Raw genomic sequence first — 12,519 nt, forward strand, 5'->3', positions numbered from 1 at the left:
GATATCATTCCTTTTTTACTCAATTACCTTAAATACACGAACCGATTCTTGCAAATCCCTGGACTCTTCCGCCAGCTGCTCCGCAGCCTTATTTAGACATTCTACCGCATTCAATTGTATGGATGCCGCATTTCCAAGCTCACTGGTCATTGCTGTTGTTTGCTGTAGAGTGGAAGAGATACTGTCAATTGCATTCAGGGTATTGCTTTTTGAGCTTTCTACATTTGCTATATAGGATGAAATCTGATGAATATTGTTATTAAGATTCTCAACATGCTTGTTAATTTCGTAAAATACCTGGAAGGAGCTACCGAAGGTCTGCTCTTGACTTCCCAATATATTTGCCGCTTTTTTTGCGGAAGCGACTGTTTTCTGCGTTTGCATTCGTATCTGGGTTATGATTTTATTAATTTGCTCTACAGAGTCGGTCGAGTGAGCCGCAAGCTTTCCGATTTCCTCCGCAACAACAGCAAAACCTAATCCGGATTTTCCGGCTCTGGCTGCCTCTATGGAAGCATTCAGGGAGAGAAGATTCGTCTGTTCTGCTATTTCTGCAATCGTGCTGATAATACTGCCGATTGCGAGGGATAAATGCTCAAGCTCCGTAATGTCTGATATAACTTCCTTTGTGATATGTGAAGTGTTATTAGTTTTTGCACCAAGATCGTCCATAATGTGGATACCCTGAGTAATTACCTCCTGAGTAGTGAAGGAAATGGATTCAATTTCATTTGCATGCTGATAGATTTTCTTAATCTCTCCGGAAAGACCAATCATCTGCTGGAAGCAATGCTCGGCATCATGAGCCTGCACCTGAATCCCATGATTAATTTCGTTTAGGGATACAGAAATATTTTCGGAGGATTTTAAGAGAAGTGTCGTATTTTGTTTTACGTCCTCTGAGGACTGAAATATGTGGTTGCTTACCCCAGTCATTTTTCGTATCAGTGACATCATACTCGCTATCATATGATTAATACTTTTTGAGAGAACAAGAAACTCATCCTTTCGATTTGTGTGGATAACCTTTGTCAAATCACCTACAGACGCGGATGCAAGTACTTTGTTGGTTGAACGAATGGATTTGCTGATTCCGGAAGCAACAAGTGTACCCGTCAGAATTGCGATGGTACTTGCAATCAGTATTATGAAACTAGTAGTACTCTTCACACTTTGAGCATCTGCAATGATTTTAGCCTTGGGGATTAAAGCGCACAGTGTGCCGTCACAGCTGGTCAGCTTGTTATAAATAAATAGATAATCCTGGTTATGATAAGTGATATATTGGTATCCGATGAGTTCATTACCTTTGATGCTCTCCTTATAAAATTCCTGGTCAGAGAAATGAAAATCAAAATCGAAGGAGGCGCTGCGCGTTTGATCCTTTGACGATGATGAATCAGAGGAAAGGCCTTCTCCCGAAAATAGTTGGTGGATCTCCTTATTGTCACTGGAGATAAAGCCTGCGATACTTCCATTGTCAAATCCCATCTCCATTAAAGTATCTTGTATGTATTTATTGGATACGTCAACAACGATGTACCCGACTTTTTCCTTTGATGCATTATAGAGATAGCTTATATTGCTAATACTGAATTTGGTACTATTGGTATTCATAGATTCATCCAGATCAGTATGATAACCCACCCATATGTGGTCGCTGTTACTTTTTTTCAGTTTATCTGCAAGCACAGTTTTGGAAAAGTTATCATACAGCCCTCGGACACTGGTTCTTCCACTGATGGTAATACCGTCGCCGTAATTAGCGAACATTAAGATGTTTTTACAATAATCTTCCGCAAACACGTTCATGGAGATGAATTTTTTCATGTCTTTATAGGTGGTATATTCAACGGCAGGATCATCTTTATAAGATCCCGAATAATAGTTTAAGATATCGGCATTGGAGCGAAGGATATTTCCCTTGGAATTTACTGACTGAAAGCCAAAATCAAGGTAGTTTGACATCATTTTCATGCTGGTTATCGTGGATGCCTCATAATTCTCAATCAGATTTCCGGAAGATTGATGATAGATGATTAGCCCCAGAGCCACGATGAATACAACAGGGATAAGAAAGCATAGGATGAGGGTGGTGCGTATGGAGTGTAAAAAAGCCGATTTCATAGCCCAAGGGTGTTTCAAGTTTTTTTTCATAAGTAACTTCTCCTTCTTTAGGTGTTTCTAAATGCTATCACGTTTGTTCTGGTGCTTTTGTTCTTTTTCACGGTATTGAGAAGGAGAAAGCCCTGTCTCTCTCTTAAATAATTTAGAAAAATAAAAATACTGGTCATATCCGATTTTTTCACAAATAATTGAGATGGGCTCGTTTGTCTTTACCAATAGTTCCATCGCATAATGAATTCTCAAATCCTTGATATAATTAGTGAAGGTTGTTCCGAGTTCTCTTTTAAATACCTGGCTAAGATAGCTTGGGTTGATTGTATAGGTTTTGCAGATATCCTGAAAGGACAAGGCTGAGGTAAAGTTCCGATTAATATACTCAAGAATCTTTTTCATCGTGTCGTTTTTGATTAAATCCATATTTATAAGAATATTCGAGCTGTAGGTTTTACTAAGATGCTGGATAAGATGCTGAAATACGGAATCAATTTCGGGAAACTTCTTTATTAAATCGGAAGGTGTATAAATCGGTTCCTCCGGGTAGCTATGATCCAGTCGTTGTAACAGCGATACGGTGATATGAAATATTTTAATGACATCGTGTATGGTCCGTTCCGGGGCAGGATAAAGGGTGGGATAATTTTTTAATAACGAAAGTACATTCCTCACCTCATTTTTACTTGCCTCTGTATTAAGCAAATCAATATATTCTGTTTTGGGCTTTTCCTGTGAAACTAAAAAATTGCTTTTGGTGATATCGATGGGGGTTAAGTAATAGGAATAAATGCAATCCAACAGTTCTTTTGTTTGATTATAAAAGTTATCGTTTAAGGTTGCAGGAATATAACAGAAATTAATGATTTGCTCCTTCAGCAGCAGTTGTTTAATTCTTCTGGTAAAGCCGATGGAATTTAAAAAATCATAATTTTCAATAATATAGAGATAAGTGTCCGTTTCACACTGTAATTTATAATAGTGAACATATCCGTCAAATTCGGAGCTCATATCTCGTATGCTTGCGGCAATGGTAACTTCCGGTTCACAACCTTTCACATGAAGAAGGTAATTGGTAAATCGTGAAATATTTTCGGAAACAGGCTTGTAGAGCATGGAGTGAAAGAGCGTATTAAAGTAACGCTCACCTTCCTGAATGGATGAATGAATTTGACCCAGAAGGGCAAGAATTTCTTCGTCCTCCAGCGGTTTTACACAATAACCGACGGCGCCTAAAGTGAGTGCCTTTTTTGCATAACTAAAGTCTTCATAGCCACTGATAATAACGAATTTAATCTGAGGCTGTTTCTTTAAGACTTTTTCCATGAGCTGCAAGCCATCCATTTCGGGCATTCGAATATCGGTGAAAACTACCTCCGGCTTTAAGATCAGAATCTGCTCCAAGGCTTCCTGACTGCTTTGGAAGGTAGCAATCACATTAAAATCGGTGGCCGACCAGTTAAAAGCCAGGGCGAGACTGTTAAGAACCATTTTTTCATCATCAACTAATACGACATTATAACTCATAGTTTGTCCTTTCTGGTATGTTTAGGAATGGGTATTCCTTATTGCCTGGTTTCGGGATTAATGTTCAAAGGTAAGGCAATGGTTACGGTAGTGCTGCCATTCTCCATGCTGTTTATTGCTAAGCCAAAGTTACTTCCGCAAATGAGTTTTATCCGTTCATTTACATTTTTAATCCCTAAGTTTTCTCTTGACGCTTGTGCCGGGGACTCTGGAAAATCAGTGAGCTCCTGCTGCAGCTGCAGCAAACGTTCCGGAGCAATGGGGACTCCGGTATTATTTACGCGGATCATCATTTGATCTTCCTTTAGGTATGCGGAGATCGAAAGTATTGAGGATTCTCTGGTACCTTCAATTCCGTGTATGATGGCGTTTTCTATGATGGGCTGGAGTATCATTTTAGGGATGATGACATCATAACAATTCGGGTGGATGTCATACTCAACATAGAAGCGGTCTTCGAATCGAAGTTTTTGTATGCTGATGTAGTTTTTTATGATCTTTATTTCGTCTCGGAAGGGAACATAATCCGAACCCTTAATGCTATATTTGAATATTGTAGCAAGAGCTTTTGTTGCTTCCACAATGTCAGGCTGCTTGTGCTCAGCTGCAATTCCTTTGATACACTCGAGAGTGTTATATAAAAAATGCGGGTTGATTTGACTCCTAAGATAGGAAAGCTTGGCCTGTTCTTTTTGTATTTCTATCATATAAAGCTTACTGTTTGTATTTAATACTGTATTGGTCAGATCGTCAATCTGCTCAAGCATTTCGTTTGTTTCTTTGGAGATGATAGCAATTTCCTTATACCCATACAAATGAACCCTTTTTTTTAAGGTACTTAAACCGCCTTCTTTGATAGAGCTGATAAAGCGCACAAAGGTATAAAGTGGTGCGACTGTATTGATGATTAAGACAATCCACAGGGAAACTATGATAATGGCAACCAGGACCAGTATTGTCAGATAGGATCTCTGGATGTTGATCAGACTATAGATTTCTTCCTCCTGCTTTGTAAGGGATATGATTTTTAAGCCATATCCCTTTATTGTAGTAATTTTGTAATCATCATAGCCAGATGCTTTTAGATCAGATAAGCTAGAGAAATCATTGTTTGTGTTACTCCAGAAAATCTGATTATTGCCGTCCATTAAGTATAAAATAGAACTGGTTTTATTAAAATTTTGGTTTGCCTGATCCAGGAAAGCCGTATCGGATAGTATCAAATAGGCATCACCGATCTTTTGATTGGCATTCTTGTTCGCATTAATCGACTTGATAGGGTAGTGCATCACAAAATAATGGTGGTCCAAATCCGGATTGTAAAGGCAGGAGCTAAGACCGACGGAATCGTAATTGTGAAAGTATTTGGGAAGGATATAATCATTATCGCTTAAGGAATATTCGTTGTTGGCATTGTCATAAATAATCACATCATAAATGTGGTTGTTCAGCATCATGATGCTGGCGAGGTTGGTATTCATCCTTTTGTAATATTTATATTTTTTTTCGTTGTTATGCTCCAGCAAAAAGCTTTGAATATCATCATGGTAGGATACGAACTGTAAAATTTTGGCCAAAGAGGAGTAGTTTGAATTTATGGTCATTTCCGTTTGATAGATGATTTTATTGGTATAATCAGTACTACGATTTTTATATAGCTTTTCAGTATTCTGGGTATAAAAAATAAAAAAGCCGGTAAATACAATAATACTAATTAAAGTCAGTAATATGATGTGTGAAAATAACGGCAATTGTTTAAGCCTAGTCATTAATTCAAATTCCTCCCCGGTGTTGGTATTAGTTACTTATATTATTATATGGGTCAAAAAACGTAGAAAGCAAGCGATTTAATATTTTTTCGGTAAAATATAAGAATAGGTCATCCGTAAAAGTAAGGCAAAAGAAAAAGTTAATAAAGGACATGGATAACTAAATATAATGCATATTGTAACTAAGTTGTTTTCGGTTATAATAAAGTTACTGGTACGGAAGAACGTTTTGGATATAGAAATATGCCAGATGGAGGAGCACGGTTATGAAACTTAATGTTCGCATTGCTTTTACTGCGTTTCTAGTTATAGTTATATTGATTTGCGTTTACTTTATTGCAGGCTTATTAAAGAGCTCATCGGCGGAGGGAAACTACAATAAGCAGCCTGATCATAGGAGAGAGACTGAAAAGCCAATGGAGATCAGTATTGGTATGTGGGGTATTCAGGATTGCTTTGACGGGGATGAAGTACTCACGACCATCGAAGATAAATTTAATGTGAAGTTTATCCCGGTTGACGTGAATTATACGAATTGGACGCAGGAATATCTTAAGATGGCAGCAGCCGACAGCTTACCGGATATTATTGTGCACGATATCATTGGGTCATCTACTTACTCCGCTTGGGTCGAGCAAAACAAAATCAGTGCAATCCCCACAAATCTTAGTGAATATCCGAAACTTCAAGACTATATGAATTTGGATTATAATCAGAATTTTCAGGATGATTCCGGAAACTTTTATTTTATTCCGCGACTGACCTATTCGGACGAAAAATTATGGGCGCTGGATCGTTGCATTGTTATGCGTAAGGACTGGCTGAATAAATTAAATCTTTCGATGCCTCAAAACAGTGAGGAGTTTAATACAGTGCTGAAAGCTTTTACACAGTCGGATTTTGACGGTAACGGAAAGCAGGACACCATCGGCCTTGCGACAGAGAATTTAAATACATTAGAAGCAATTTATCTTAGTGTATTTCCGGAACTGTCCAATGTGGAACGGGGGTGGATGCAGGAGGATAATCAATGGATACCGGTGTATGCATCAAAAAAAGCAGGGGCTGCATTGAATTATGCAAAAGAGCTGTACAGCCTGGGCTTGCTTGATAAGAATTTTCCCTATAGAACGATAAATGAAGCATTTTCTCTTTTTACAGACGGGAAGTGCGGTGCAATCAGCTGTCAATATTTCAGCCTGATAAAATATTGGAATAAAATCAAGAACAATAAGGACTATATGGATAAGATTATTGTTATGACACCCTGGAAAACAAGTGACGGGAATCAATATCGTTTTACGTCGAGCCTGCATTGGTCCGAGTCATACTTTAGTGCTAAGGTCAGTGATGAGAAAATGAAAAAAATCATGCAGATTTACGATTTTCTGTTATCTGACGAGGCTTCCAAGTTGTTTTATCATCAGGATGACCCCTCATGGACAGAACGAAATCGATCCATTGATATCTTTTCCTATCTGGTAAGCTGGAATCAGGATACGCTTTACCAATATACTCCATCTTCCTTGGATACTTATGGTGCGGATGCAATAAAATATGCGAATCAAATGATTGATTGGTATTCCAAAAATACGGAACGGGTGAATTATAACTATGATATTACCTTTTGCAGCACCCCATCCAAGCTTCGTCTGCCTACTTATTCAACAATTCAGGCAGATATGGTGCAAACGATTATCGGAGAGGAGGATGCTGTGGCTGCGTGGGATAAAATTTTGGCAAAATACCGGGCAGAGTCTCCCATGGACAAGGCAATCAACGAAGTGACAGAAAGGGCGAATCGACAAAGAATTAAATGATTTGAGGACAACCGGCATTCTATCCCAATGTAAAAATAATACAAAAACATATAATAAGGCGACAAATAATCGATTTTTGATTGGAAGTCGCCTTTTTTTTATGCAAAATATCGCTCCAATTATAGGGATTTGTTCTTCCTTTATAATCCGGATTTTTTTTGATTTTGTTATAACAGAAATATAAGTTTTTATAAAGTCATCCCATACTAACTTATTCCGGAAAATTGTATACTTTGGAGGTGTTAACAGAAGATAGGTTAACATTTGAAGCACTTAATCTATCACATTCATATCAATAGGAGGAAAACAATATGAAAAAAAGAGTTTTAAGTCTAATTCTCGTATTCCTGCTGATTATTGCAAGTTTAGCTGCATGCGCAAAGAAATCTGACGAGAAAAGCCAGGAAACAGACAGCAAAGGCGGTAAGACAGAAGAAACAGCAGACGCATCAGTGACAGCGGAGCCGGAAGAAGCAAGTACGCTTAGTGGGAAAATTGTTTATTGGTCTATGTGGCAGGAAACCGAGCCGCAGGCTAATATTTTAAAAAGTGCTATCGCGAGCTTTGAAAAAGCAAATCCAAATTGTAAGGTTACCGTGGAATGGACAGGCAGAACAATCAAAGACGTAATACTGCCTGCCCTGGAATCCGGTGAACAAATCGATATCTTTGATACCGATCCCAATAATATATATAAAGCAGATGCATCCAAGCTTTTGGACTTAACGGAACTCTATAATTCCAAATCCCTTCAGGGTACGGAAACTGTGAAGGATTCATTACTTGGCGGTTTGGTAAGCTTAGATGAAACAATGAGTCAGAACGCAGGTTTAACCGGTTATCACTCTCTTCCATATTCCCCTTATGTCGTAAGCTTCTTCTATAATAAAGCACAGTTTGAACAGGCAGGTATCAATGCGGTTCCTAAGACTTGGGATGAGTTTGACGCTGTATGTGCCAAATTAGTAGCTGCAGGATTAACTCCTTTTACGGTTGACGATGCATACCGTGACCTGATTTATTCTTTCTACATGCAGAGGGCAATTGGTTCCGAGGCTTGTGCTGCGTTAGTTCAGGGAACTGCGGACAGTAAAAGCAAATGGGATGATCCGATGGTGAAGCAAATGCTATCAACAATGGAAGACTATGCAAAGAAGGGCTATTTCTCTGACAATATTGATACCAATATTTATCCTGCAGGTCAGAGCGAATTTGCACTTGGTAATGCAACTATGACAGTTAATGGTTCCTGGTTCCCATCTGAAGTAGCGAATATGGTAGATGAAGACTTCCAATGGGGTGAATTTGCATTTCCTACCGTTGCAGGAAGCAGTGTACCGATTACGGAAAATAACATCGGCGGACAGTCCTTTATGGTAAATGCAGATACTAAAAATAAAGAAGCAGTGTTTGAATTATTAAGATATTTTATTTCAAACGAGACACAGCAGAAGTTCACAGAGAGTGGTCTGGTTCCTTGTACGAAATCGACAGATTGGCCGGCGTCTGTTTCCGATCAAAAAGCAATTGTGGAATCCCTCACAAGCAATGTGGATTGGGGTGCAGGAATGGAAACTGATTTTGGTATGTCGGTAGTTCTCACAGAACTTACCAAGGTAATGGCAGGAGATCAGACGGCGGATGATGCCTTAACAAAAATCAAGAGTTTAATCAAATAGTGAATGCTTATCTGTTCGTCGGTTAACATAATTCAACCCTCTTATTTCATGGCAGTGGTAACACTGCCATGAAATAATAAAAACCCAATGTTTGCAAAGGTTTTTACGAACAAATATCATAGAGCAGAAAAAGGAGGAACTTCGTGTGAAAAAGGGCGAACGGAGGATGATAATTGCTTTTGTACTTCCTGTTGTAATCGTATATCTGATTTTCTATCTTTATCCAACAATACGTACTGTATATATGTCCTTTTTTAAGACCGGTGCCCTGTCCAGTGCAGCCAGTACATGGAACTTTGTTGGCTTTGACAATTATACTACCTTATTAAAAAAATCACTCTATATAACATCATTTTTGAATGTCCTAAAGATCCTTATCATTGGTGGAATCATTGTGTTTACCATTGCGTTGTACTTTGCGGTAATCATGCAGGAAAAGTTTAGAGGAAGAAATTTCTTAAAGGCTGTTATCTATCTGCCCAATATTATTACTCCCATCGCTCTCGTAGTTATGTGGACACAATATATTTTCAGCAGTAATTTTGGATTACTGAAAAAAATATTTACCGCACTGGGTCTGGAACGATTAGCGGATATACCATGGACGAATCCCCAGTACAGCTTCTGGGCAATGTTAATTGCTTTCTGTTTTGGTTCCGTCGGCTATTATATGATAATTTACATGGCTGCCATGGAACAGATTCCGAGAGATTATTATGAATGTGCATCTCTTGAGGGGGCTAATAAAATGAAGCAATTTTGGGGAATAACATTGCCGCTGCTAAAGGAGACAACAAAAACTTGCCTGATATTCTGGGCAGGAGGTGCAATTAATTTCTTCACATGGTCACGGGTATTCAGTGCGAATCCGTTAAATGAAGGTACACTCGTTCCTGCCAGCTATATGTATACCTTAGCATTCGGTTCTGCCCATGCAGTGGGTTCCGGATCACTGGAGGTAGGTCAGGCTACGGCAATCGGTGTCATGCTGACTTTGTGTATTTTGGCTGTTTATGCGATAGTATACAAGGTCTTTGGTAAAGAAAAATATGAATATTAAGGAGGTGCGCTATGAAAACATGGAAAAAAAAGCTGGAAGAATTAAAAATATTACATAGAATAGGCAGGCTAAACCTGATTTTATGGGTGATTTTTACCATCGTAGCAATCGGTTGGGTATTTTGCGCATCCTTCAGTACATCGAAAGAAATCTTCTCTGACAAGGTATTGGCTTCAGGATTTCATCTTAATAATTATGTAAGAGTAATGAAGACTTATAACATTGCCAAATATTTTATGAATAGCTTAATCTATACAGGCTTTGCCTGTGTCGGTGTCATAGTATTGATAGCACCCGCATCCTATGTACTGGCAAATTATGCATTCAAAGGAAGAAATATAATACGGAGTGCATACATATCCACCATGGGTATTCCTGGAATAATGTTAATGATTCCGTTATTCATGATCATCAGTAAATTGGGACTGAATAAAACACCGGTAGCAATTATACTGATTTATGTTTGTACCAGTGCTCCTTTCACGATCTTTTATCTTCTAAGTTTCTTTTCTACGATTCCGAAAAGTATACAGGAGGCAGCTTTAATTGACGGGTGTTCCCATATCAAAGCTTTTTGGAGGACGATATTTCCTCTGGCACAGCCTGGTCTGATCACTGTAACCATATTTAACTTTATATCACTTTGGAATGAGTATATGTGGGCTTTGGTTTTTGTAAATACGGACAGGAGAAGGACCTTATCCTTAGGTTTACAGGCAATTGTTGACGGAATGAAGAATTCCGGTGATTGGGCAGGATTATTTGCGGCAGTCGTTATCGTATTTGTACCGACCTTTATCCTTTATATCCTCTTATCCGAGAAGATTATGAGCGGAATTACCGGCGGTGCAGTAAAGGGTTAATTTATACGGAGGAGTGGAAGAACATAATGGATTTAATTCAGTTGGAATTAGTAAGTTCTCTTGAGAAGATATTCCCGGAGGCAGGCCCTAAGGCAACCATGGATTCTGTGATATTATCCGCGTTGCAGGGAGAAACAATATCCTTTCAGGTTGCGTGTTTTTATGACGGAAAGGAAAATAAATACGTTCAGATAAAGGTAAGTTCACCAATTTCCAGATACATTAGGCTGCGGGAGGTAATCTTAGTACCCTCTTCTTTCCCCTGCTACAAAGAAACGGATGACGGCTATCTGCGCAAGACCCCGGGAATGTACCCGGATATTTTAAGAGACCGTAAGAATAACCGTATGAAATTAGTGGCAGGTCAATGGCGCAGCTTGTGGGTGGATGTAGAGACAACCAGGGAAATTCATTCAGGCCGTTATCCGGTTACTTTAGAATTCACCAGTGAGGATGGGAAAGAATCAAATAAGATTTCTACAGAATTGAATATGATAGGAGAAGAGCTGCCTCCTCTGCATATTAAGAATACAAGATGGTTTCACGCTGATTGTCTTGCTGATTACTATCATGTTCCGGTTTTCTCAGAGGAACATTTTCAGATTATAGAGAATTTTATTGAAACAGCTGCCAAAAGAGATATCAATATGATATTGGTACCACAATTTACACCACCGCTGGATACCGCTGTCGGTGGTGAACGAACCACGCTTCAACTAATCGATATTCATGTGAACAATGGAAATTACGAATTTGATTTTACAAATCTAAAGCGATTTATTCAGATATGCCTTACCAAAGGAATACAGTATCTTGAAATGTCACATCTATTTACACAATGGGGAGCAAGGTCAGCACCTAAAATAATGGCCACTGTCGATGGGGTATATCAAAGAATCTTCGGCTGGGATACCACCTCCAATGGACCAGCGTATGAAACGTTTCTGTCCTGCTATCTTCCGCAATTAACGGGGCAACTGAAATTATTGGGAGTTGATAAAATCACATATTTTCATATTTCGGATGAACCGCATTTGGAGCATCTTGAAACCTATCAGCATGCAGCCTCACTGGTAAAGCCATATCTGGAGGGATTTCAGATAATTGATGCAATGTCCAATGTTCAGTTCTATGAATTAGGGCTGACACAGCAGCCAATCTGTGCAATTGATGCAATTGAACCCTTTCTGGATAAGCAGGTTCCGATGCTCTGGGGATATTATTGCTGTGATCAAAAGATAACGGTATCAAACTGCTTTATGTCGATGAAGTCTTCCAGAGCAAGGGTATATGGCTTACAGACCTACTTATTTGATTTGACGGGCTTCTTACACTGGGCATTTAATTTTTATAATACCCAATTTTCAATAGATCATATCAATCCATACGAGGTTACGGATGCCGGAGATAGTTTTCCTTCTGGTGATGCTTTTGTCGTTTATCCCGGCAAAGATTTTAAACCGGAAGAATCCCTGCGGCTTATGGTATTGTACGAAGCGATGACAGATCTTAGAGCCTTGAAATTACTGGAGTCCTTATCAAGTAAGGAATATGTGAAGGATATTATTGAACGAGAGGCAGGGTATCGTATTACCTTTAAGAAGTATCCTCTAAGCAGCTCCTTTTATATTAACTTAAGAAATAAAATCAATCAGGAAATAGAGAACACTCGAACTTTTTGAA

The 12,519-nt window shown here is 38.8% G+C and carries 8 protein-coding genes; 5 read left to right on the plus strand and 3 right to left on the minus strand.

Features of this window, described 5'->3' with window-relative positions:
* Positions 1 to 15: 15 nt before the first annotated feature.
* From BUF11_RS24225 to BUF11_RS01745, 3 genes are read right to left on the minus strand one after another with little or no spacing between them, the layout of a single operon-like run.
* The gene (locus BUF11_RS24225) at positions 16 to 2,157 is read right to left on the minus strand and encodes a methyl-accepting chemotaxis protein (RefSeq protein ID WP_073587079.1); all 2,142 of its coding nucleotides are present in this window, start codon (positions 2,155 to 2,157) and stop codon (positions 16 to 18) included.
* Between the two features lie 27 nt (positions 2,158 to 2,184).
* Positions 2,185 to 3,645 carry a response regulator gene (locus BUF11_RS01740; RefSeq protein WP_073587080.1) on the minus strand — a complete coding sequence of 487 codons (1,461 nt, stop codon included), beginning with the start codon at positions 3,643 to 3,645 and terminating at the stop codon, positions 2,185 to 2,187.
* A gap of 38 nt (positions 3,646 to 3,683) precedes the next feature.
* Positions 3,684 to 5,414 (minus strand): sensor histidine kinase, encoded by a 1,731-nt coding sequence (locus tag BUF11_RS01745; RefSeq protein WP_073587081.1) that lies wholly within the window; start codon positions 5,412 to 5,414, stop codon positions 3,684 to 3,686.
* A gap of 266 nt (positions 5,415 to 5,680) precedes the next feature.
* Here BUF11_RS01745 and BUF11_RS01750 point away from each other — a divergent pair, with 266 nt between their 5' ends.
* From BUF11_RS01750 to BUF11_RS01770, 5 genes are all read left to right on the plus strand, one after another.
* Positions 5,681 to 7,234, plus strand: coding sequence for a type 2 periplasmic-binding domain-containing protein (locus tag BUF11_RS01750; protein ID WP_073587082.1), 1,554 nt, complete (start codon positions 5,681 to 5,683; stop codon positions 7,232 to 7,234).
* 311 nt (positions 7,235 to 7,545) lie between these two features.
* The gene (locus BUF11_RS01755; RefSeq protein WP_073587083.1) at positions 7,546 to 8,913 is read left to right on the plus strand and encodes an ABC transporter substrate-binding protein; all 1,368 of its coding nucleotides are present in this window, start codon (positions 7,546 to 7,548) and stop codon (positions 8,911 to 8,913) included.
* A gap of 145 nt (positions 8,914 to 9,058) precedes the next feature.
* Positions 9,059 to 9,973, plus strand: coding sequence for a carbohydrate ABC transporter permease (locus BUF11_RS01760; RefSeq protein WP_084558403.1), 915 nt, complete (start codon positions 9,059 to 9,061; stop codon positions 9,971 to 9,973).
* A gap of 11 nt (positions 9,974 to 9,984) precedes the next feature.
* Positions 9,985 to 10,836: a carbohydrate ABC transporter permease gene (locus tag BUF11_RS01765; RefSeq protein ID WP_073587084.1), complete on the plus strand. Its 852-nt coding sequence runs from the start codon at positions 9,985 to 9,987 to the stop codon at positions 10,834 to 10,836.
* Positions 10,837 to 10,862: 26 nt separating this feature from the next.
* On the plus strand, positions 10,863 to 12,518 hold the full coding sequence (locus BUF11_RS01770; protein WP_073587085.1) for a DUF4091 domain-containing protein: 1,656 nt from the start codon (positions 10,863 to 10,865) through the stop codon (positions 12,516 to 12,518).
* Position 12,519 lies beyond the last annotated feature (1 nt).

The sequence above is a fragment of the Anaerocolumna xylanovorans DSM 12503 genome, from assembly GCF_900143645.1.
GTDB classification, from domain to species: domain Bacteria; phylum Bacillota; class Clostridia; order Lachnospirales; family Lachnospiraceae; genus Anaerocolumna; species Anaerocolumna xylanovorans.